Raw genomic sequence first — 21,614 nt, 5'->3', positions numbered from 1 at the left:
CTCGGCAGCGGGCAGGGCGGAGTGGCGCGATGTGCGCGATGACGTACGCGCACTGCCTGCGCGCCCCGTCCCCCCACCCGACGTCCCGGATGCGACGAAGACCTGCCGACCTTCCCGGCCACGATTGAAGACGTGACCGCCGGGCCACCGAGAGGAAAACCTCCCGTGCCTGCCATCCGTTCCACGCGTTCCAAGCTGCTGACCCGCGGCATAGCCCTCGCCACCGCTCTCCCCCTGCTCACGCTCGCCGCCTGCAGCTACGGCTCGGACGCGAAGGACGACACCAAGGCGAAGGTCGCCGCCGGTTCGAAGAAGATCGACGGACTCGACTCCGTGAAGATCGGCTACTTCGGCAACCTGACGCACGCCACCGCGCTGGTCGGCAACCAGAAGGGCATCTTCCAGAAGGAGCTCGGCGCCACCCAGGCGAAGTACCAGATCTTCAACGCCGGGCCCTCCGAGATCGAGGCGCTCAACTCGGGCTCCATCGACATCGGCTGGATCGGCCCGTCGCCGTCCATCAACGGCTTCACCAAGTCCGAGGGCAAGAACCTCAGGATCATCGGCGGTTCGGCCTCGGGCGGTGTCAAGCTCGTGGTGAACCCCGAGAAGGTCAAGTCCCTGAAGGACGTCAAGGGCAAGAAGATCGCGACGCCGCAGCTCGGCAACACGCAGGACGTCGCGTTCCTCAACTGGGCCGCGGAGCAGGGCTGGAAGGTCGACGCGCAGAGCGGCAAGGGTGACGTCTCGGTCGTCCGCACCGACAACAAGATCACCCCGGACGCCTACAAGTCCGGCTCCATCGACGGCGCCTGGGTGCCGGAGCCGACCGCGTCCAAGCTGGTCGCCGAGGGCGGCAAGGTGCTGCTCGACGAGTCGGACCTGTGGCCCGACAAGAAGTTCGTGATCACGAACATCATCGTGTCGCAGAAGTTCCTCAAGGAGCACCCGAAGGTCGTCGAGGCGGTCCTCAAGGGCTCCGTCGAGACCAACAAGTGGATCAACGCCAACCCGGACGAGGCGAAGGCCTCGGCGAACAAGCAGCTCGAGGCCGACTCCGGCAAGGCGCTGCCGGCCGACGTCCTCGACCCGGCCTGGAAGTCCATCCAGATCACCAACGACCCGCTGGCCTCCACGCTCAACACCGAGGCGGACCACGCGGTCAAGGCCGGTCTCCTGGACAAGCCGAACCTGACCGGCATCTACGACCTGTCGCTCCTGAACAAGGTCCTCGCCGCCGTCGGCGAGAGCACGGTCGACGACGCCGGTCTCGGCGTCAAGTAAGCCCGTATCCCGATGAGTTCCCAGGAGGTGACGACCATGGCAACGACACTCGCCAAGGCCGCCGACGGCGCCGACACGACGGAGTACGCCACCCGCATCGAGCACGTCTCGAAGTCCTTCGCCGGACCCGCGGGACCCCAGCTCGTCCTCGACGACATCACCCTCGATGTCGCGCCGGGCGAGTTCGTCACCCTCCTGGGGGCCTCGGGGTGCGGCAAGTCCACACTGCTGAACCTGGTGGCGGGGCTGGACAAGCCCTCCACCGGCACCATCACGACCAACGGGCGCCCGGCTCTGATGTTCCAGGAGCACGCCCTCTTCCCGTGGCTGACCGCGGGCAAGAACATCGAACTCGCCCTGAAACTGAGGGGAGTTCCGAAGGCCGAGCGGCGCGGGCGCGCCGAGGAGCTGCTCGAACTCGTGCGGCTGAAGGGCGCGTACGGCAAGCGGGTGCACGAGCTGTCCGGCGGTATGCGCCAGCGCGTGGCACTCGCCCGGGCGCTCGCCCAGGACAGCCGGATCCTGCTGATGGACGAGCCGTTCGCGGCACTGGACGCGATCACCCGGGACGTCCTGCACGACGAACTGACGCGGATCTGGCGGGAGACGGGACTGTCCGTCCTCTTCGTCACCCACAACGTCCGCGAGGCCGTGCGGCTCGCCCAGCGCGTGGTCCTGCTGTCCTCCCGCCCGGGGCGCATCGCCCGCGAATGGACCGTGGGCATCCCGCAGCCGCGCCGCATCGAGGACGCCCCCGTGGCGGAACTGTCCATCGAGATCACCGAAGAACTGCGTGGGGAGATCCGCCGTCATGGCCAGCACTGAGACGAAGTCGGACGCGGCCGTCGAGGACACCGACGGCCTCGGCGGTCTGGAGGCGGGCCTCGACGCGCTGGAGTCCTCCGAGGCCGGGCACCGCTCCTTCGGCACGACCTTCCGGCAGAAGGTCCTGCCGCCACTGGTCGCGTTCGTGATCGTTCTGGCGGCCTGGCAGGCGCTGATCACCTTCAAGATCGTCGACGACCCGACCAAGCTGCCCTCGCCGTCCGAGGTCTGGAGCGAGGTCAAGAACGCCTGGCTCCAGGGCACGCTGCTCGACTACATCTGGACCAGCGTCTCGCGCGGTCTGCTCGGCTTCCTGTTCGCCCTGGTGATCGGGACCCCGCTGGGGCTGCTGGTGGCCCGGGTGAAGTTCGTGCGCGCCGCCATCGGCCCGATCCTGTCGGGCCTGCAGTCCCTGCCCTCGGTGGCCTGGGTGCCGCCGGCGGTGATCTGGCTGGGTCTGAACAACTCGATGATGTACGCGGTGATCCTGCTCGGCGCCGTCCCGTCGATCGCCAACGGGCTGGTGTCGGGCGTGGACCAGGTGCCGCCTCTGTTCCTGCGGGCGGGCCGCACGATGGGCGCGACGGGCCTGCGCGGTACCTGGCACATCGTGATGCCGGCCGCGCTGCCCGGCTATCTGGCCGGTCTGAAGCAGGGCTGGGCGTTCTCCTGGCGCTCCCTGATGGCCGCGGAGATCATCGCCTCCTCCCCCGACCTCGGCGTGGGCCTCGGCCAGCTGCTGGAGAACGGCCGCAACGCCAGCTCCATGCCGATGGTCTTCCTCGCCATCTTCCTCATCCTGTTCGTCGGCATCGCCATCGACCTGATCGTCTTCAGCCCGGTGGAGCGGTGGGTGCTGCGCAGCCGCGGACTCCTGGTGAAGGGCTGACCCCGTCATGAGCAGGCCGGAGCGTCCCGTCCTCGTCGTCATCGCCCACGGCAGCCGCGATCCGCGGCACGCCGCGACGGTGCACGCCCTGGTACGAAGGGTGCGCGCCCAGCGCCCCGGCCTGCGCGTGGAGACCGGTTTCCTGGACTTCAACGTCCCTTCCGTGCAGGGGGTGCTGAACTCCCTGGCGGCCGAGGGCGTTCGCGACGTGGTGGCCCTGCCGCTGCTGCTGACCCGCGCCTTCCACGCCAAGTCGGACATCCCGGCGGTGCTGCGCCAGGCACCGTCGCGGCTGCGGATCCGGCAGGCGGAGGTGCTCGGCCCGTCCCCGCTGCTGACGGCCGCGCTCGAACGCCGGCTGTACGAGGCCGGGCTGACGCCCGCCGACAAGTCCTCGACCGGGGTCGTACTGGCCTCGGCGGGGTCCACCGACCCGGAGGCGATCGCGGTGATCGCAGAAATCGCGCGGGAGTGGCGGCACACCGGTTGGTGCGCCGTGCGGCCCGCGTTCGCCTCCGCATCCCTTCCCCGCACCGAGGACGCCGTCCGTGAGCTGCGCGCCCTCGGCTGCGAACGCGTCGCCGTCGCCCCGTACGTCCTGGCCCCCGGCTTCCTGCCGGACCGCATCGCCCGGGGCGCCGCCGGGGCGGACGTGCTCGCCGACGTCCTCGGTCCCGCGCCGGAGGTCGCGCGGGCCCTGCTGGACCGGTACGACGAGGCGCGGATGCCGTCGCTGGCGGCGCTGGGAGCCTGACTCCCGGGTTCGCGGGCGGCCCGGTGCTCCGCCGGGATCAGTCGAAGGAGAGGCCGCCCGTCCGGGTCCGCTTGAGCTCGAAGAAGTCGGGGTGGGCGGCGAGGACACGGAAGCTGTCGAAGAGTTCGGCGGCCTTCTCGCCACGCGGGACTGCCCGGAGCACGGGGCCGAACCACACCGTTCCGTCGACGTGGAGGGTGGGCGTTCCCACATAGGCGCCGGTGTCCGCCTCGGTTCCGGCGTCATGGCTGCGGCGCACCGCCTCGTCGTACGCGGGGTCGTGGGCCGCGTCGGCGAGGACGGCCGGGAGTCCCAGTTCGGCGAGCGCCTCGGCGGTCACCGCGTCGAAGTCCTTGTTTCCCCGCTGGTGGATGCGGGTGCCGAGGGCGGTGTAGAGATCGCGCAGCACCTTCTCGCCGTGCGTCTCGGCCGCGGCGACCGCGACCCGTACCGGACCGATGGACCTGTCCACCAGATCCCGGTACCAGTCGGGGAGTTCGTTGCCGAGGTTGTGCAGATAGAGGCTCATGGCGTGGAACCGGAGGTCGAGCGGGCGGCTGCGCTCGACCTCCAGGATCCAGCGCGAGGTGATCCAGGCGAAGGGGCAGGCGGGGTCGAACCAGAAGTCGACCCGCGTGGGCGATGTGGTCGTCATACCGTCGAGGCTAGTCACGCGGTGGCGCAGAACCCCGGCCCAATCCCGCACGGAAATCTTGGGCCAATTCTCCCGGCCCGGCCCGGTCGCCGGCTCGGCTCGTCCATCGGCTCAGCCCGTCCGTCGGGTCGGCGGCGCCGTCGTGGCGGCCGCGGAGCGCTTCCCCGCCGGGAACGCGGGCCCCCGCCTCCTCGGGAACGCGGGGCCCCTGTCTCCTCAGGATCCCGTGACTCACGCCTCCTCGACGGACACGTCATCCTCGGCGGGGTCGTACGGAGTGCCCTGGTGGAAGTAGAGGAGCCATTCGTTCCCGGACAGCCGCCACAGTGAACTCCGGTGTGCGCGGCGGCCGTTGTTGTCGGTGTCGAAGGTCAGGTGGACCAGGTCCGGGGCGAGCTGCACCCCCTTCATCCGCGAGGTCGTGATGCGGCCGCCGTCCTCCATCCCGGCGGCCAGCGACGCGACGGTCGAGTCGCGGTCCCAGACGCGGCCGGACGCGCCGAACTCGTGGAAGCCGGGGTGCAGCAGCGCGGCGACGAGGTCGGCCGAGCGGCGGACCGTCGGATCGAGCAGGCGCAGTTCGCTCTCGATGGCGGCCTCGACGGCGGCATTGCGCTCAAACACCGGTCAGCTCCTCCAGTTTGACGACCGTGTTCCAGTTCCGTGTGGTGGCGAGGACGCCCTTGAGCAGTCTGGGCTTCGCCAGGGCCTCGGCGAGCTTGGAGCGGCCGAGGCCGTCGGGCGCGTAGAGGTAGAGGACGCGGTCGCCGAGGCGGAACTCCTCGGGGAGGAAGGCCGCGGGCTCGACGGAGACGAAGCGCTCGGCGTCGACGGGCTCCGAGAAGTAGGTGACGTGCAGTTGCCTGCCCTCCAGCTCGGCGGCCGGGAACGGGCAGGCCTCCCTGACGGCCCGCAGGTACGCGTGATCGCGGACGAGTACGCCGACGCCGAAGCCGAAGTGCTTCTCGATGGCGCCCGAGAGCTCCTCGGCGAGGGACTCCTCGTCCCCGCCGTCGCTGCTGAACACCGCGTTTCCGCTCTGGAGATAGGTACGGACGTCGCCGTACCCGAGTCCTTCCATCAGGGTGCGCAGCTCGGCCATCGGCACCTTTTTCGCGCCGCCCACGTTGATGCCGCGCAACAGCGCCGCGTACGTCGTCGTCATCCGAACACCATAGGCCGGGTGCCGCGCCCCCGAGGGTGGGCACGACGGTCCTGCCCTTGGGGCCGCCCGCCGGGCTTCCGGCGACAGGGCCGATCCCTGAGCGGCACCCCCGAGAAGTGCCGTTAGGTGTAAGGGGCTTCCGTCCTCCCCAGTGCGGAGAACCCGGGGTCCGCGGGGAGGAGCGGGGGGTCCGGCGGTTCACCGGACAGTACGAGGAGACGCCCCTGCCGAGCCCCTACCGTCATACGAAAGGTGGCGGCAGGGGGCTGTCACCGTGCGCAAGGGGGCAGGCCCGTCATGGGGAACGCAGACACACGGGTGCGCGGCATCGCCGCGCGAGCAGGCGGCTGGAGCGCCCGCCACCGATGGGCGGCCGTCGGAATCTGGGTGCTGTTCGTCGTCCTGGCGATGGGCCTCGGCTCCGCGGCGGGCCGCGTCGACGTCAAGGAGAGCGACCAGCTCAAGGGCGAGACGCACACCGCGGCCAAGATCATCGAGGACGCCGACATCAAGGAGCCGGCCAGTGAGACGGTCCTGATCCAGGCGAAGGACGCGGGCACGAAGGCCACGGACGCCGAGTTCAGGAGCGCGGTCGCCGCGGTCGTCGAGGCGGTCGGCGCCACCGGCGAGGTCACGGACGTGACCTCCCCGTACGACACGAAGACGATCTCGAAGGACGGACGCAGCGCGCTCGTCCAGTTCGACATGCGCGGCGACTCGGAGACGGCGGGCGACCGCGTCGAGCCCGTGCTGAACGCCGTCAAGGGCGTGCAGAAGGACCACGCAGGGCTGCGGATCGAGGAGATCGGCGGCGCGAGCATGATGAAGCAGTACGACGACGCGTTCGGCGACGACTTCCAGAAGGCCGAACTCTCCGCCGTCCCCGTGGCGCTGGGCATCCTGCTGATCGCGTTCGGCGCGCTGGTGGCGGCACTGCTGCCGGTGGCGCTCGCGGTCACCGCGATCATGGCGACGATGGGTCTGATGGGCATCGTCAGCCATCTGATGCCGATGAGCGACACGGCCAACTCCGTGATGCTGCTGGTGGGTCTGGCCGTCGGCGTCGACTACTGCCTGTTCTACCTGCGGCGTGAGCGCGAGGAGCGCGAGGCCGGACGTGACGCCGCCACGGCCCTGCGGATCGCCGCCGCGACCAGTGGCCGCGCCATCATCGTCTCCGGAGTCACCGTGTGCGTGGCGATGGCGGGCATGCTGTTCACCGGGCTCGCCGAGTTCGAGGCGATGGGCCTGGCCTCCCTGATGGTCGTCGCCGTCGCCATGGTCGGCTCGGTCACCGTGCTGCCGGCGCTGCTCTCCCTCCTCGGCGACCGCGTCGAGAAGGGCCGCCTTCCGTTCCTGCGCCGGGCCAAGGGGCGCGGCGCGGACGACGGCCGGAACGGCCGCCGTCCGGCCGACGAGGGCAGCCGGTTCTGGAGCGCCGTCCTGCGCGTGGTGCTCTCCAAGCCCCTGATCTCGCTGGTCGTCGCGACGGGCGCGCTGCTCGCCGTCGCCGCTCCGGCGCTCGGCATGAAGACCCAGCAGCTCACCCTGGACAAGGAGTTCGGCGACTCACTGGCGATCGTCGGCACCTACAACCGGGTCAACGAGGCCTTCCCCGGCGGCTCCGAGCCGGCCGAGGTCGTCGTCAAGGCGCGGGACATCGATGCCGCCGACGTGAAGGCCGCGCTCGCCGACTTCCGTGCGGCGGCGGTCAGTTCGGGTGCCTCGCGCGGCCCGGTCGACATCAAGGTGCACGCGGAGCACAACGTCGCCTTCGTCTACGTCCCGCTGGTCGGCGGCTCCGACCAGGACAAGGCGGAGAAGAGCCTGGAGCTGCTGCGTGACAAGGTGCGCCCGCAGACACTCGGCAAGGTCGACGGGCTGGAGGCGCCCATCACCGGTCAGGTGGCGGGATCGCACGACTTCAACGACCAGCTCGTCGGCTCGGTGACCCCGGTGTTCGCCTTCGTGGTCGTGTTCGCCTTCGTCCTGATGCTGCTCTCCTTCCGCTCGCTGACGATCGCGATCACCTCGATCGTGCTCAACCTCCTCTCGGTGGCGGCCGCCTACGGCATCCTGGTCGCCGTCTTCCAGCACGGCTGGGGTGCCTCCCTGGTGGGCGCGGAGGGTGTGGGCGCGATCGTCACCTGGCTGCCGCTGTTCCTCTTCGTGATCCTCTTCGGGCTCTCGATGGACTACCACGTGTTCGTGGTCTCCCGGATCCGTGAGGCCCGGCTGCGCGGCCGCAGCACCAAGGACGCGATCCGGCACGGGGTGGTCACCACGGCCGGTGTCGTCACCAGCGCCGCCGTCATCATGGTCGCCGTCTTCGCGATCTTCGGAACGCTGTCCATGCAGTCCATGAAGCAGATGGGTGTGGGCCTGGCGGCCGCGGTGCTCATCGACGCGACGATCATCCGGGGTGTCCTGCTCCCCGCGGTGATGGCGCTGCTCGGCGAGCGCAACTGGTACCTGCCGAAGTGGCTGAACCGGATGCCCGACCTCACCCACGACGAGGCCCCCGAGGCGGTCGCGCCGCCGGTGCGCCAGGGCGAGCGGGCCGGGGTCTAGGACCTGTCCCGGCCGGCAACGGCCACGGACGACCACCACCGCCGCCGCGACACTCGGCCGGTCAGTCGGTCGGTCGGTCGGCGGCCGGGAGAACCGCACACCACCAGGGCCTGTCGGTCCCCTCCTCCCGGAGGGGACCGACAGGCCCTTCGCCCGGTCCGGCCTGGGGCAATGCGAGACTGGCCGACGGGACGGCGCGCACCCGGAGCCGTCGTACGCGAGGGCCGCGCGGGCGGCATGCGAGCACACGGAGGCGAGCGATGGACGAGGCACGGGCGCGGGACGTACTGGCCGCGGCGAAGGTGCTGCCGGGACCGGTGCGGGACGCGTCGCTCCTCGCCCTCGGCGAGAACGCGGTGTTCGGCGCCGGTGACCTGGTCGTCAAGGTGGGGCGCGACGCCGAACTCCACGACCGGGCACGCCGGGAACTGGCCGTCGCCGCCTGGCTCGCCGAGTCGGGCGTCCCCGCGGTGCGGGCCGCCGAGCCGGAAGCGCTGCTGGTCGACGGACACCCCGTGACGGTGTGGCACCGGCTGCCCGACGCCGTCCGCCCCGCCGAACCGCGCGATCTGGCGGAGCTGCTGCGCGTGGTGCACGCGCTGCCCTCCCCATCCTTCTCCCTGCCGCCCCGGGAACTCCTCGGCGGCGTGGAGCGCTGGCTGCGTCTGGCGGGCGACGCGATCGCCCCCGCGGACGCGGCGTATCTGCGGGAGCGGCGCGACGGCTTCGCCGCGGCGGCCGCCGCGCTCACCCCGCGGCTCCCGCCGGGCCCGATCCACGGCGACGCGCTGCCCCGCAACGTCCATGTCGGCCCGGAGGGGCCGGTCCTGGTCGACCTGGAGACCTTCGCCGCGGACCTGCGGGAGCACGACCTGGTGGTCATGGCCCTGTCCCGCGACCGCTACGGGCTCCCCGCCGAGGCCTACGACTCCTTCACCGAGACGTACGGCTGGGACGTCCGGGCGTGGGAGGGCTGCTCGGTGCTCCGGGGCGCCCGCGAGACCGCGAGCTGCGCCTGGGTCGCCCAGCACGCGCCGGCGAACCCGAAGGCGCTGGCCGAGTTCGAACGCCGGGTGGCGTCACTGCGGGACGGTGACGAGACGGTGCGCTGGTACCCGTTCTGACCTGCCGCCGGGATGCCCGCCCAGGGCCGCCCTGAGGCCGGGTGCCCATCCGGGGCCGCCCGGATGCCGGGTGCCCGCCTTGTGCCGGGCACCCACCTTGATACCGGGTGCCCGCCCGCCCAGGGCCGCACGAGGGGCGCGCCCCTGCCCCCGGCCGGGTCAGACGTGTTCGTCCGCCAGGTCCCGCAGCGGCCAGGTCCCGTCCACCACCGCGTCCGTCTCACCCTTGCGGCGCAGGAAGGACTGGAAGTCCGCCGCCCACTCCGCGTACCACTCGATCTGGCGCCGGTGCAGCTCGACGGGACCGAGGGCCGCGACCTTGGGGTGGCGGCCGGCTATCGCGCAGGCGAGCCGGGCGGCGGCGAGGGCGTCGGCCGAGGCGTCGTGGGCGGAGCCGAGGACCACCCCGTACTCGGTGCAGACCGCTTCCAGGTTGCGCTTGCCCCTGCGGTAGCGGTCCACGGAGCGGTCGATCGTGTACGGGTCGATGACCGGAGCCGGGTCGACGCCGCCGAGCCGCTCGCCCAGCGACGGCAGTCCGTACCTCCGCAGCTCGGCGGAGAGCAGCGTGAGGTCGAAGGCGGCGTTGTACGCGACGACCGGGACGCCGGTGCGCCAGTAGGTGACGAGGACTTCGGCGATGGCGTCGGCGACCTCGTCCGCGGGGCGGCCCTCGGCGGTCGCGCGCTCGTTGGTGATCCCGTGCACGGCCACCGCGTCGACCGGGATCTCCACGCCCGGATCGGCCAGCCATTCGCGGCGGCCCAGCGGCTCTCCGCCCTTGACCTCTATCACGGCGCCCGTGACGATGCGCGACTCGCGCGGATCGGTCCCGGTCGTCTCCAGGTCGAAGCCGATCAGCAGCTCCCGGTGCCAGCCCATGGGTGGCCCCCCTTCTTCGTGGTGCTTTCCCCCAGTGGTCTCCACGATCCCACGGGCCACTGACAATCCGGGGACCGCGTTCCATCGGACCGGACGAAACGGCCTTTCAGGACACAGGCCGCGAATCGGCCCAAGCCACCTCGAACTCCTCGCGATAGGTGGGGAAGAGCCCCTCCTCGCCGATCTCGTCCGGTTTGAGCACCCGGCTTCCGCCGCGCAGGACCAGGACCGGCGCCTCCATGCCCCGCGTCCGGCGCAGATAGGACTGCACGACCGCGACGCCGTCCGAGCCGTCCCCGTCGACGAGGTACGCGGTGAAGCGGGGCGTCTCGTCGTACACCTGGATCTCGAAGGCGTCCGGGTCGCGCAGCCGGGACCGCACCCGGCGCATGTGCAGGATGTTCATCTCGACCGACCGGCTGAGCTCGCCGCGCTTGATGCCGAGTTCGCGTTCGCGCCGCTTGACCGCGCTGGACGCGGGGTTCAGGAACAGCAGCCGTGTCCGGCAGCCGGACTCGGCGAGGCGGACCAGCCGGCGCCCGGAGAAGTTCTGCACCAGCAGGTTCAGGCCGATGCCGATCGCGTCGAGCCGGCGGGCTCCGCCGAAGAGGTCCTCGGCGGGGAACTGGCGCAGCAGCCGCACGCGGTCGGAGTGCACCCCGACGACGTCCGCGTAGCGGTCGCCCACGAGTTCCTCGACGGCGTCCACGGGCAGCCGGCGCGCGGAGGGCACGTCGCTCCCGGCGCCCAGGATCTCCAGCAGCTTCGCCGCCGCCCGCTCGGCCTGGTTCAGGACGGCCTCGGACAGCGCCCGGTTGCGCGAGACGACGTTCCGGGTCACTTCCAGCTCGTCCAGGGCGAGTTCGACGTCCCTGCGCTCGTCGAAGTACGGCTCGAAGCACGGCCAGTGCTGCACCATCAGCTCGCGCAACTGGGGCAACGTGAGGAAACTCAGCACGTTGTCGTCCGCCGGGTCGAGCAAGTAGCCCTTGCGGCGGCTGACTTCGCGTACGGCGACGGCGCGCTGCACCCATTCCTGGCCGGCCGGGCCGGCGGCGGCGACCACCCAGTCGTCGCCGTGGACGGGTTCGTAGACGGGCCGGAGAACAGCGGCCACGACCGCGCGCAGCCGCTGTTCGACCAGGTTCAGCCAGATGTAGGCGCGCCCGGCCCGCTGGGCACGCGTACGCACCTCGCCCCAGGCGTCGGCGCCCCAGTCCAGTTCCGGTCCGATGGATCCCATTTCCATCGGCCGCGCCAGTGACACCGCGCCGGGTGGGACATCTGTGGAGTTCCCCTCGTGACCCTCGTCACCAGGAGGCAGCTCCAGCCCTCCCGAGCCCACCCGCGCACCGCCTTCCGCTCCCCCGAGCACTCCCCAGGGGCCAAGCCCCAATCAACGATCAAGGAAGGGTACTCCGGGAGCGGCGAGCGGTGCAGCCCGATGCACATGTCGTTTCCCAACTACCTTGGTTCGACATGCCCGTTCTGGTTCGCGAGCTCCGGAGGAGTGAGCGGATTCATAGCGGTCACGTCACGCGGGGCGATGGAGAATCCCTGCCAGTGGACCGGCATCGGCTGCTGGTCCTCGTCCCGGGCGACGTGGTGGAAACCCACGTTGACCCAGGCCACGGGGTGGGTGAGCGTCTGCCCGTCGACCCACTTGTCGACGGACTTTCCGTGCCCGGCACCGCAGTTGCGCAGGTTGTCGCTCGCGAACTGCTCGCACTTGTTGTACTCGGTGAAGTAGATGTCGTGCTTGGTGAAGGCACGGCCGAGGTACTTGGTGGTCGCGCCCGGGACGAACTCGTACGAGCGTGCGTGATTGTCCTTGTTCTTGCCGGAGTTGCTGACGATCCGCCACCAGCGCATGTTCTTGGCGTCGCCGGCGAGTTCCTTGGTGACCTTGGTGACCGTGGTCTTGTTGCTCGGGGCCTGGGCGCCCTGCGCGGGCGGGCTGACCACGGAGTCGTACTGCTCGACCTTCGCCTTGGACGAGCCGTCCAAGGCGAAGTTGAGCCGCCAGAAGACGTTGTGGCTGTGGCTCGTGGCGTAGTCCTTGGCGCCCTTGCCCAGCGGCCAGCCGCGGCCGTCGCCCGCGTCGTAGTCGAAGGGCGAGAGGCTGCCGGTGGCGCCGACGTTCATGTTGAGGGTGCCGTCGTCCTGGAAGCGCCACTCGGTGATGTACTCGTACCAGCCGACCTTGTTGACGGTGTAGACGAGCAGGTCCTTGCCCTGCTTCTGGAAGACCTTGTTCCCGGTCTCGGACTCCATCCGGTAGGCGTGGCCGCGTGAACGGGTCGTGGTGCACAGGCCCTTGACGTTCGCGTGCTGCGGGTCCCAGGCGTCGGGGACCTTGACCGTCTTGATGGCGCCGCCGGGGCACTCGGCGGGGACCATGTCGACCAGTCCCTGGCCGAAGCCCGCGCCGGTCAGGTCGCTGTACTCGACCGAGCCGTCGTCGTAGGGGACGTCGATCTGGGCGAGCTTGGCCGTGCTCAGGACCTTGATCGGCTGGGCCTCGCCGGGGGGCTGGTAGGAGATGTTCTCCAGGACGAGCCCGGCCTCGCTCTCGTAGTGCCAGCACATCCGCCAGGTGGTGCCGGTGGCGAGCTTCTGCTCGATCCGGTAGGCGGCGCTGCAGTCGGCGGCCGGGGCGGGTGCGGACCTGGGCTGTGCGACGGCCGGTCCCGCGGCCGTCGTCGCGCCGGCGGCCAGGGCGAGCGTCGAGAGGCCCACGGCGGCCCGGCTGCGGGCACGGCTGTTTCTGTTGACGCGCATGAAGAGATGACTCCTTGCGGAAAGCTGTGAAGGTGGGAAGGAAAGACGGGCGGCGCTCAGCCGAGCTTGCCGACCTTGCGGGCGCTCAGGTCGATCACCAGGTCACGGCTGTCGATCCAGGGCCCGTTCTTGACCTTCGGGAAGAGCCGCACGCACCGGTGCTCGCCGCAGACGCCGAGGGCGGCGGGCCGGACGCCGGGTGTCGCGCGGTAGACCATGCTGTTGAGCATCAGCTGGTCGGGCGAGGTGAGTTCCTTGCCGGTCGCGTCCTTGAAGTCGGCCTTCAGGCCGGCGCCGAGCGGATCGGCGATCAGCAGCTGGGCGGCCTCGGCCATCTCGTCACGGCTGATCGGCGGCTGCACACCGTGCTGGACGCCCGTCCGGTCGACCTTCCCGGTGTCGAGGTCGACGGTCTTGGTGACGAGCGTGTCGTCCTTGTAGTCGTAGAACGTGATGTCGGCGCGGCGCGGCGCGTTCGGGTTGTCCAGATCGGCCGTGTCGGGTTCGGCGAGGTCGACTCCGATGCGCTGTGGTCCGCGCGCGCCCTCGACGTTCTCGCTGGAGTCGAAGAGCGCCCGGTTCACCGCGATCCGCTCGGCGCGCCGCATCTCGTCGTCGGTCAGCGGGTCACGGCCCTTGCCCTTTTGACCCTCGGCCGGCGCCCGCTCGACGACGCCGGGCCGAACGGCTCCGTCCTGCTCGCCCTGCCCGTCCTGCGCCGCCTGCTGCGCGGTCCCGTCGGCCCGAAGGCCCCCGCCCTGTTCCTCGGCCCCCGCCGCCCCCGGAAGGGTGACTCCGATCATCACGGCCGTCCCGGCCACCGCGATGGCCGCACCCGCCACCACCTTGCCCAGATGGCGGTGCACTATCTTGCGCACATTTCCCCCTACTCCCCCTACGTCCCCAGGAGTCGTTCGAGTCCCACTGGTTCGGCATACGAGATATGCCTGGTCGCGGGGTAAGAGGGATGTAAGTCATGTGAGGTTCCATCACTTTCGGGGAGACTCGGCTCGGACTCGCCCCCAGGGGCACGGCACTACTGGAAGAGTCATATCCATGCAGGTCTGGCCTGGTGAGGCGTATCCACTCGGTGCCACGTACGACGGCGCCGGCACCAATTTCGCGGTCTTCTCGGAGGCCGCCGACCGTATTGAGCTGTGTCTTCTGCACGACGACGGCTCGGAGACGGCCGTGGAACTGCGGGAGACCGACGCGTTCGTGCGCCACGCGTACCTGCCCGGCGTCATGCCCGGACAGCGGTACGGCTTCCGGGTGCACGGGCGGTACGCGCCCGAGCGCGGGCAGCGCGCCAATTCCGCGAAACTGCTGCTCGACCCGTACGCGCGTGCGATCGCGGGCTCCGTCAGCTGGGGCGAGGAGGTGTACGGCTATCCGTTCGGTTCACCCGACAAGCGCAACGACCTCGACTCGGCGCCGCACACCATGTCGTCGGTCGTGGTCAACCCGTACTTCGACTGGGGCGACGACCGGCGCCCCCGAACGGAGTACCACCACACGGTGATCTACGAGGCCCATGTGAAGGGCCTCACGATGCTGCACCCGGAGCTGCCGGACGAGCTGCGCGGCACGTACGCGGCGCTCGCGCACCCGGCGATCATCGGACACCTGACGAAGCTGGGCGTCACGGCGCTGGAGCTGATGCCCGTACACCAGTTCGTGAACGACCACCGGCTGGTCGACATGGGCCTCAACAACTACTGGGGCTACAACACGATCGGCTTCTTCGCCCCGCACAACGCCTACGCCTCCTGGGGCGACCGGGGACAGCAGGTCCTGGAGTTCAAGTCGGCCGTCCGGGCGCTGCACGAGGCCGGTATCGAGGTCATTCTCGACGTGGTCTACAACCACACGGCCGAGGGCAACCACCTGGGACCGACGCTCTCCTTCAGGGGCCTCGACAACGCCTCGTACTACCGGCTGGCGGACGACCCCCGCTACTACATGGACACCACGGGCACCGGCAACTCGCTCCTGATGCGCTCCCCGCACGTGCTCCAGCTCATCATGGACTCGCTGCGCTACTGGGTCACCGAGATGCACGTGGACGGCTTCCGCTTCGACCTCGCGGCCACGCTGGCCCGGCAGTTCCACGAGGTGGACCGGCTGTCGTCGTTCTTCGACCTCGTCCAGCAGGACCCGGTGGTCTCCCAGGTGAAACTGATCGCCGAGCCCTGGGACGTCGGCGAGGGCGGCTACCAGGTGGGCAACTTCCCCCCTCTGTGGACGGAGTGGAACGGCAAGTACCGCGACACCGTGCGGGACCTGTGGCGCGGTGAGCCGCGCACGCTGGCCGAGTTCGCGTCCCGCCTGACCGGCTCCTCCGACCTCTACCAGGACGACGGACGCCGTCCGCTGGCCTCCATCAACTTCGTGACCTGCCACGACGGCTTCACCCTGAACGACCTCGTGTCGTACAACAACAAGCAGAACCAGGCCAACGGCGAGGACAACCGGGACGGCGAGAGCCACAACCGCTCCTGGAACTGCGGTGCCGAGGGCGAGACGGACGACCCGGACGTGCTGGCGCTGCGGGCCCGGCAGCGGCGCAACTTCATCGCCACCCTGATGCTCTCCCAGGGGGTGCCGATGCTCAGCCACGGCGACGAGTTCGCGCGCTCCCAGGGCGGCAACAACAACGCGTACTGCCAGGACAGCGAGCTGGCCTGGGTGCCGTGGCCGGAGGAGGACTGCGAGCTCCTCGCCTTCACGCGCGCGATGGTGTGGCTGCGCCGGGACCATCCCGTCTTCCGGCGGCGGCGCTTCTTCCACGGGCGGCCCGTCCAGGGCACCCACGACGAGCTCTCCGACATCGCGTGGTTCACCCCGGAGGGCCAGGAGATGACCCAGCGCGACTGGGGTTCCGCCCAGGCCCGGGCGCTGTCCGTGTTCCTCAACGGCAACGCGATCTCCGAGCCGGGCGCCCGCGGGGAGCGCATCGCCGACGACTCCTTCCTGCTGATGTTCAACGCCTCCCCCAAGCCCCTGGAATTCGTCGTGCCGGTCGACCACGGCCGCCAGTGGCAGGTCGTCGTGGACACGTCCCTCCCGGAGGGAGTGGCCCCGGGTACGGGCGCGAAGGTCGCGGCCAGTGACCGGCTGACCCTGGTCGACCGGAGCATGACGGTGCTCCAGCGGCCCGCCTAGGGCGGCCTCTTCCCCGCCCGGGCGCGTGGGTCCACGACGCGGACCCACGCGCTCGGGGCGGGGCCGTGCGTGCCCTTCCTCGGGCCGCGCTGACAGAAAGCCGGCCGGAGGGGTACGTAGATGCGCATGACCCCTGAGCGCCCCGAACCGGCGATCGCGGACTCGGTCGTCCCCGGCCCGGTCGTCCCCGTCGTGCCGACCGCCACCTACAGGCTCCAGCTCCAGCCGGAGTTCCCCTTCCGCCGCGCCGAGGCGGCCGTGCCCTATCTGGCCTCGCTCGGCGTCTCCCACCTGCATCTGTCCCCCGTCCTGGAGGCCGTCCCCGGCTCGACACACGGCTACGACGTGGTGGACCACGCGCGCGTACGGGCCGAACTGGGCGGTGAGGAGGGGCTGCGTTCCCTGGCGCGCACCGCGCGGGAGCACGGCCTCGGCCTCGTCGTGGACATCGTGCCGAACCACATGGCGATGGCCCCGCGCCACAACCACGCCCTGTGGGAGGTGCTGCGCGAGGGCCCCGGGTCGCCGTACGCCCGCTGGTTCGACATCGACTGGGACGCCCAGGACGGGCGGCTGCTGCTGCCGGTGCTCGGGGACCGCCTCGGCGCCGAGATCGGCGAGCTGAAGGTCGACGGCGACATACTGCGCTACTACGACCACGTGTTCCCGCTGCGCGAGGGCACCGCGCATCTGCCGATGCCCCGGCTCCTGGACGCCCAGTGGTACCGCCCGGCGTGGTGGCGGCTGGCCCGCACCGAGCTCAACTACCGGCGCTTCTTCAGCATCTCGGAGCTCATCGGGGTGCGCGTCGAGGACCCGGAGGTGTTCGCGGCGACCCACGTGAAGATCCTTCAGCTCGTCGCCGACGGCGTGATCGACGGACTGCGCGTGGACCACCCGGACGGACTGGCGGACCCGGACGCCTATCTGCGCCGGCTGCACGAGGCGACCGGCGGCCGCTGGACGGTGGTCGAGAAGATCCTCGCGGACGGCGAGCCGCTCCCGCCCGCGTGGCCCGTGGCGGGCACCACCGGCTACGACGCGCTGCGGTACGTCGACGGCCTCTTCACGGACGAGGCGGGCGCGAGCCGGATGCTCGGCCGCTACCGGCGGTTCGCGGGCCCGCAGGCCGACCGGGGCGGCCACTGGGAGAGCACGGTGCGCCGGGCGGCGTACAAGGTGATCACGTACGAACTGGCCACGGAGGTCGAGCGCCTCACCCGCGAGGTGAGCGCGCTGTGCGCCGCCGCCCCCGACCCCGCCGCCCGCGACCACGCGCCCTGGGCCCTGGGCGCCGCGCTGCGGGAACTCCTGGTCCGGCTGGAGGTGTACCGGCCCTACCCGTCCACGGACGCGTCCCGGGTGGTCACCGAGCGGGCCGCCGCCGAGGCCAGGTCGGCGTTCCGGGTGCCCGAGGAGGCACATGCCGTGGACGTCGTACGGGATCTGCTGATCGGCGACGGCGACGGACCCGGGGAGGCCGCCTTCCGGGCCCGGTTCGCGCAGACGTCGTCGGCGCTGCGCGCCAAGTCGGTGGAGGACACGGCGTTCTACCGCTACGTGCCGCTGCTGTCGGCGAACGAGGTGGGCGGCGATCCGGGCCGGCCCGCGGTGTCCCCGGACGACTTCCACGCCTACTGCGCGCGCGTGCAGCGCGACTGGCCCGCCACCGGAACCGTCCTGTCGACCCACGACACGAAACGCAGCGCGGACGTGCGCGCCGCCGTCTCGGTCCTCACCCAGTGCCCGGAGGCCTGGTCCGAGGTCCTGGCGGAGGTGACCGGCGAGGGACCGGGGAGCCCCGACCCGCAGGTGGCGTGGGCCGCGTGGCAGACGGTGTTCGGGCTCGGCCCGGCCACCGCCGGGGAGGGGGCCGAGGTCCGCACGGAGCGCGTCCGGGACGCCCTGCTGAAGCACGTCAGGGAGGCCGGCACGCGCACCGCCTGGACCGAACGCGACCCCGCGTACGAGGACGCGGTGGCGGCGTTCGTCACCGACGGGCCGTGCGGGCCCCCTGGACGGCACGTGGCCGCCCTGCGGGCCTCGCTGGGACCGCACGTGCGGGCGAACGTCCTGGGCGCCGCCCTGGTCCATCTGACGATGCCCGGGGTGCCGGACGTGTACCAGGGCACCGAGGACGAGTACCGGGCGCTGGTGGACCCGGACAACCGGGAGGCGTTCGCGCCGCGCGACCCGGCCGCGGAGAAGCCCGCGCTCACGGCCGCCGCGCTGCGGCTGCGCGCCCGGCGGCCCGACGTCTTCGGCGACGCGGCGACGTACGCGCCGCTGTGGGCCGAGGGGCCGGCCGCCGACCACTGCGTGGCGTTCGTGCGGTCGGGAGAGGTGATCACGGCCGTCACCCGGCTGTCGCTGGGGCTCGCCGAGGCCGGCGGCTGGCGGGACACCGTGCTCGCGCTCCCCGGCGGGCGGTGGGCCGATGTGCTCACCTCCGGCTCCGCGGAGCGGGAGTTCACGGGCCGCGCGCGCGTGGCGGACCTCTTCGGAAGGTCACCCGTCGTGCTGCTGGAGCGCGTCAGCGCGGACACACCGGAAGGGTCCGGGGAGAACGGCTGACCAGACCCTCGGGGCGCGGCCGGGGTCCGGGGGCCCCGCGCAGGCCCGGCAGCACGGTGAGCAGGGCGAGCAGCCCGGCTTCCGCCGTGAGCCGGGCCAGCGCGGCGCCGAGGCAGTGCCGCGGTCCCGAGCCGTACGCGAGGTCGCCCGGGTCGGCGCGGAAGAGGTCGTAGCGGTCCGGGTCGGCGAACCGGGCCGGGTCGCGGCCCGCGGCGCCGAGCAGACACGCCACGGTGGCGCCCTCGGGTATCGGGCCGATGGGTTCGAGTGCCCGGCGGGCCACGATCTGAAGCGGCGGGTCGCGGCGCAGCGACTCGGCCCAGGCGGCGCCCGCCAGCCCGGGCCGGGCGCGGATCAGGTCGAGTCGGCCCGGACGGTCGAGGAGGTTGGCGAGGAACGACGCGAGGGCGCGCGCGGTCGTCTCGCCGGCCGCGCCCAGCACGGTACCGGCGAGCTCGGTCACGGTCCCGTCCGGCAGCGGCCGTCCGTCGAGGCGGGCCGCGCACAGCGCGGACAGCAGATCGTCACCGGGGTGGGCGCGGCGGCGGACCAGGTGGGGGCGCAGGTAGGCGTCGAGTCCGGGGCGGTGACCGCCGAGGTGGTCGAGTCCCGTCCGGCACCAGGCGTGTACGCGCAGGGTGTCCTCGTACGGCAGTCCGAGCGCGGTGACGGCCGCGGCGGCGGGCAGCCATCGGCAGAACTCGGACACGAGGTCGGCCTCCTGACGGGACGCCAGGCGGCTCGCGAGGACGTGGGCGGTGCGCTCGACGCCCGCCCGGAGAGCGGCCGACACCTGGTTCCTCAGCGCCGCGGAGGCGAGGGCCCGGTACGCGTCGTGCGTGCGGCGCTCCCCGTGCGCCGGTACCGGGCCGGGTGACGGCGCGACGAGCCGCGGGTCCGCGAGCGCGGCGCGCACATCGGCGTACCTGCTGATCAGCCAGGCGCCGAACGGCTCGTCGTGGACCAGGGGGAAGTTTCCGCGCAGGGTGCGGTAGAGCGGGTGGGGGTCACGTTCGGTTCCCGGATCGAGCAGGCTCGCGGGTACGCCCACGCGCGCGGACGACCCGCGCGGCGGCGTGTAGGGCCCGCACGGCCCGTCCGCCGAGCGGGTGGACGGGGCGAACGGCACCACCGGCGCGTGGGCCGGCGCCGGGGCAGCGACCGGCGGGAAGGTCCCGGCGTCCGACGACGGGAAGGTCCCGGCGCCGAACGGCAGGAACGATTCCGCGTCGGGCGGTGGAGGTGACGGGATCGGGGCCGGTGGGACCGTGGGGGTCGCCGGCGGGGCGCCTTCGCCGGGAAGGCCGTGTGGACACAGCACCGCGGGCCACCACCTCGGGTCTGCGCGCCGGACCCGCGCGCGGTTGTTCCGAGTCGACCACCGACCGCCCCGGACCGCAGTTCCCGTACACCCGGACGAGTGAATCGTGTACGTCGTCCCGGTCCTCCCGCCCGTGGCGCGCGCGTACGCCGGCCGTCTCCTCCCGAGCGCCCCTTGCGGGAGTCCCGTCCGGTACGCCGCAGGCCTGCGGGACGCCGTCCGCTCCGGCCGGGAAAGGCCGCGCACCTTCCACCGCCCGTTGCCGGCGGAAAATGCCACCTGGACTCCCTCGCGGCCGCGCAGACGTGTCCTTGACAGTTCTCCGAGACCGTGGAGTACTGCCAAAAGCGACGCAGGGCGGACAAGTCGGGGGTGAGTCATCTGCCGGAGTTGCGCTACCCCAGTGTGACCGAAATCGTGTCGTCCGCCTGGGCGCTGGCGGCCCGCCGGCCAGACCTGTGCGTCCTCAGACAAGTGGGCACCTCCCGCGCGGGCAGACCCCTCCACCTGCTGTCCGTCGGTCACGCCCGGCACGCGGTGCTCGTCGTGGCGGGGGCCCACGCCAACGAACCGACGGGCGGTTCGACGCTGCTGTCCCTGGCCGAACGTGTGCTGTACCGGCGGGAGTTGCGCAGGGACACCTCCTGGCACTTCCTGCTGTGCGCGGACCCCGACGGGGCGAGCCTTCATGTGACACCCGCGCCCCGGACGCTCCTCGACTACCACCTGGGCTTCTTCCGTCCGGCCGGGCCCGAGCAGCCGGAGTGGTCGCCCTCCGTCCTGCCGCCCGACCGGCTGCCGCCGGAGACGCGGGCGCTGACCCGGGTCATCGACGAGGTGCGGCCCTATCTCCAGGTGACGCTGCACGGGACCGATCTGGGCGGCAGCTGGGTGCAGTTGACCAAGGACATCCCGGGCCTCGCGGAGCCGTTCGCCAAGTCGGCGGCGGAGCTGCGCATCCCGGTCGAGACGGCCGCCTCGGACGCCGCGGGCTGGCCCGCCTCCGGGCCCGGGGTGCATGTGATGCCGGCGCCGGGCTCGGTCACGGCGTACCCGAGCATGCCGGACGACGCCCGGCACAGCACCTGGTACCACGCCCACCGGTACGGCGGTCTGACGGCCGTCGTGGAGGTGCCGATGTGGGCCAGCGACCTGGTGGACGACCCTGCGCCGCACCCCGCGCCCGCGGCGGCGATGCGACGCCTGGCCCAGCGGCTGGTGACGGACGCGGGTCAGGTGGAGGAGGTGCTCGGGCGGGCCCTGCCCCGGCTGCGGGGTCCCGACGGGCCGCTGCTGCGGGCCGCGAAGTGGGCGCTGGAACTGGTGCCGGGGCTGGCGGCCGACTGGTCGCTGCCACCCCCCGTGGACACGACGATGGCGTACGTGGGCAGCGTGGACGCGTTCGGCCGGAGGATCCCGCTGCGGGCCGCGTCGATGCTGCTGCGCGTCCTCCAGGAGGCCGGCGACCGCGAGGCGCCCCGCCTCGGACAGCTGGTCGCCGGCTGGAGCGACGCCTTCGCCGAACGCTTCCGGGCCCGCTGGGTGCCGCTGGAGAACCAGGTCGAGCACCAGGCCCGTACGGTGATGGCGGCCGCCCGACACGCACGCGACGGCGCCGCCTGAC

The 21,614-nt window shown here is 71.8% G+C and carries 17 protein-coding genes; 9 read left to right on the top strand and 8 right to left on the bottom strand.

All coding sequences use genetic code 11. From position 1 onward, the window contains the following. Positions 1-165: 165 nt before the first annotated feature. From ACFYW9_RS21040 to ACFYW9_RS21025, 4 genes are read left to right on the top strand one after another with little or no spacing between them, the layout of a single operon-like run. Complete coding sequence (locus ACFYW9_RS21040) at positions 166-1,284, top strand: aliphatic sulfonate ABC transporter substrate-binding protein (RefSeq protein ID WP_389152323.1); 1,119 nt, start codon at positions 166-168, stop codon at positions 1,282-1,284. A gap of 36 nt (positions 1,285-1,320) precedes the next feature. Beyond that, on the top strand, positions 1,321-2,109 hold the full coding sequence (locus ACFYW9_RS21035; protein WP_389152320.1) for an ABC transporter ATP-binding protein: 789 nt from the start codon (positions 1,321-1,323) through the stop codon (positions 2,107-2,109). Beyond that, positions 2,096-2,998 carry an ABC transporter permease gene (locus ACFYW9_RS21030; RefSeq protein ID WP_389152317.1) on the top strand — a complete coding sequence of 301 codons (903 nt, stop codon included), beginning with the start codon at positions 2,096-2,098 and terminating at the stop codon, positions 2,996-2,998. The genes ACFYW9_RS21035 and ACFYW9_RS21030 overlap by 14 nt, the downstream gene beginning before the upstream one ends. 7 nt (positions 2,999-3,005) lie before the next feature. Beyond that, positions 3,006-3,752, top strand: coding sequence for a sirohydrochlorin chelatase (locus tag ACFYW9_RS21025; protein WP_389152314.1), 747 nt, complete (start codon positions 3,006-3,008; stop codon positions 3,750-3,752). Positions 3,753-3,789: 37 nt separating this feature from the next. Here the strand turns inward: ACFYW9_RS21025 and ACFYW9_RS21020 are convergent, their stop codons facing one another. From ACFYW9_RS21020 to ACFYW9_RS21010, 3 genes are all read right to left on the bottom strand, one after another. Beyond that, the gene (locus ACFYW9_RS21020; protein WP_389152311.1) at positions 3,790-4,407 is read right to left on the bottom strand and encodes a DsbA family protein; all 618 of its coding nucleotides are present in this window, start codon (positions 4,405-4,407) and stop codon (positions 3,790-3,792) included. Between the two features lie 231 nt (positions 4,408-4,638). Further along, positions 4,639-5,031: a DUF4440 domain-containing protein gene (locus ACFYW9_RS21015; protein WP_389152308.1), complete on the bottom strand. Its 393-nt coding sequence runs from the start codon at positions 5,029-5,031 to the stop codon at positions 4,639-4,641. Then, positions 5,024-5,572, bottom strand: a complete 549-nt coding sequence (locus ACFYW9_RS21010) for a DUF1697 domain-containing protein (protein WP_389152305.1) — start codon at positions 5,570-5,572, stop codon at positions 5,024-5,026. The genes ACFYW9_RS21015 and ACFYW9_RS21010 overlap by 8 nt, the downstream gene beginning before the upstream one ends. A 297-nt stretch (positions 5,573-5,869) precedes the next feature. On the opposite strand from ACFYW9_RS21010, the gene ACFYW9_RS21005 reads away from it, so the two are divergent. Both ACFYW9_RS21005 and ACFYW9_RS21000 read left to right on the top strand, forming a co-directional pair. After that, on the top strand, positions 5,870-8,143 hold the full coding sequence (locus ACFYW9_RS21005) for an MMPL family transporter (protein WP_389152302.1): 2,274 nt from the start codon (positions 5,870-5,872) through the stop codon (positions 8,141-8,143). Positions 8,144-8,403: 260 nt separating this feature from the next. Then, positions 8,404-9,267, top strand: coding sequence for a phosphotransferase enzyme family protein (locus ACFYW9_RS21000; RefSeq protein ID WP_389152299.1), 864 nt, complete (start codon positions 8,404-8,406; stop codon positions 9,265-9,267). Between the two features lie 159 nt (positions 9,268-9,426). Here ACFYW9_RS21000 and ACFYW9_RS20995 read toward each other — a convergent pair whose 3' ends face one another. The 4 genes from ACFYW9_RS20995 to ACFYW9_RS20980 form a co-directional block, all read right to left on the bottom strand. Further along, a complete protein-coding gene (locus tag ACFYW9_RS20995; protein WP_389152296.1) occupies positions 9,427-10,149 on the bottom strand; it encodes a 3'-5' exonuclease in 723 nt (240 codons plus the stop codon). A 106-nt stretch (positions 10,150-10,255) separates the two neighbouring features. After that, complete coding sequence (locus tag ACFYW9_RS20990) at positions 10,256-11,494, bottom strand: SAV2148 family HEPN domain-containing protein (protein ID WP_351861347.1); 1,239 nt, start codon at positions 11,492-11,494, stop codon at positions 10,256-10,258. A 119-nt stretch (positions 11,495-11,613) separates the two neighbouring features. Beyond that, positions 11,614-12,930: a copper amine oxidase gene (locus tag ACFYW9_RS20985; protein ID WP_351861349.1), complete on the bottom strand. Its 1,317-nt coding sequence runs from the start codon at positions 12,928-12,930 to the stop codon at positions 11,614-11,616. A gap of 56 nt (positions 12,931-12,986) precedes the next feature. Then, entirely contained in the window at positions 12,987-13,808 is an 822-nt protein-coding gene (locus ACFYW9_RS20980; RefSeq protein ID WP_389152292.1) for a Tat pathway signal sequence domain protein, read from the bottom strand. Between the two features lie 178 nt (positions 13,809-13,986). Here ACFYW9_RS20980 and glgX point away from each other — a divergent pair, with 178 nt between their 5' ends. Together glgX and treY are read left to right on the top strand one after the other, a co-directional pair. Further along, positions 13,987-16,095, top strand: coding sequence for a glycogen debranching protein GlgX (glgX, locus tag ACFYW9_RS20975; protein WP_351861353.1), 2,109 nt, complete (start codon positions 13,987-13,989; stop codon positions 16,093-16,095). 126 nt (positions 16,096-16,221) lie between these two features. Beyond that, on the top strand, positions 16,222-18,669 hold the full coding sequence (gene treY, locus ACFYW9_RS20970) for a malto-oligosyltrehalose synthase (RefSeq protein WP_389152288.1): 2,448 nt from the start codon (positions 16,222-16,224) through the stop codon (positions 18,667-18,669). Here treY and ACFYW9_RS20965 read toward each other — a convergent pair. Then, entirely contained in the window at positions 18,629-19,720 is a 1,092-nt protein-coding gene (locus ACFYW9_RS20965) for a cytochrome P450 (protein ID WP_389152284.1), read from the bottom strand. The two genes, treY and ACFYW9_RS20965, sit on opposite strands and share 41 nt — an antisense overlap. Positions 19,721-20,362: 642 nt before the next feature. On the opposite strand from ACFYW9_RS20965, the gene ACFYW9_RS20960 reads away from it, so the two are divergent. Then, the gene (locus ACFYW9_RS20960) at positions 20,363-21,613 is read left to right on the top strand and encodes a M14 family zinc carboxypeptidase (RefSeq protein WP_389152281.1); all 1,251 of its coding nucleotides are present in this window, start codon (positions 20,363-20,365) and stop codon (positions 21,611-21,613) included. Position 21,614 lies beyond the last annotated feature (1 nt).

The sequence above is a fragment of the Streptomyces sp. NPDC002698 genome (assembly GCF_042888945.1).
Taxonomy (GTDB): Bacteria; Actinomycetota; Actinomycetes; order Streptomycetales; family Streptomycetaceae; genus Streptomyces.
This window is presented reverse-complemented; position numbering and strand designations above follow the sequence as displayed.

What these genes read in the sequence shown, in the direction of transcription:
- ACFYW9_RS21020 (WP_389152311.1), bottom strand. Translation starts at nt 4,407, where the DNA reads ATGACGACCACATCGCCCACGCGGGTCGACTTCTGGTTCGACCCCGCC.
- ACFYW9_RS21035 (WP_389152320.1), top strand. Translation starts at nt 1,321, where the DNA reads ATGGCAACGACACTCGCCAAGGCCGCCGACGGCGCCGACACGACGGAG.
- ACFYW9_RS21030 (WP_389152317.1), top strand. Translation starts at nt 2,096, where the DNA reads ATGGCCAGCACTGAGACGAAGTCGGACGCGGCCGTCGAGGACACCGAC.
- ACFYW9_RS21010 (WP_389152305.1), bottom strand. Translation starts at nt 5,572, where the DNA reads ATGACGACGACGTACGCGGCGCTGTTGCGCGGCATCAACGTGGGCGGC.
- ACFYW9_RS21000 (WP_389152299.1), top strand. Translation starts at nt 8,404, where the DNA reads ATGGACGAGGCACGGGCGCGGGACGTACTGGCCGCGGCGAAGGTGCTG.
- ACFYW9_RS20985 (WP_351861349.1), bottom strand. Translation starts at nt 12,930, where the DNA reads ATGCGCGTCAACAGAAACAGCCGTGCCCGCAGCCGGGCCGCCGTGGGC.
- ACFYW9_RS20995 (WP_389152296.1), bottom strand. Translation starts at nt 10,149, where the DNA reads ATGGGCTGGCACCGGGAGCTGCTGATCGGCTTCGACCTGGAGACGACC.
- ACFYW9_RS21005 (WP_389152302.1), top strand. Translation starts at nt 5,870, where the DNA reads ATGGGGAACGCAGACACACGGGTGCGCGGCATCGCCGCGCGAGCAGGC.
- treY (WP_389152288.1), top strand. Translation starts at nt 16,222, where the DNA reads ATGACCCCTGAGCGCCCCGAACCGGCGATCGCGGACTCGGTCGTCCCC.
- ACFYW9_RS21025 (WP_389152314.1), top strand. Translation starts at nt 3,006, where the DNA reads ATGAGCAGGCCGGAGCGTCCCGTCCTCGTCGTCATCGCCCACGGCAGC.
- glgX (WP_351861353.1), top strand. Translation starts at nt 13,987, where the DNA reads ATGCAGGTCTGGCCTGGTGAGGCGTATCCACTCGGTGCCACGTACGAC.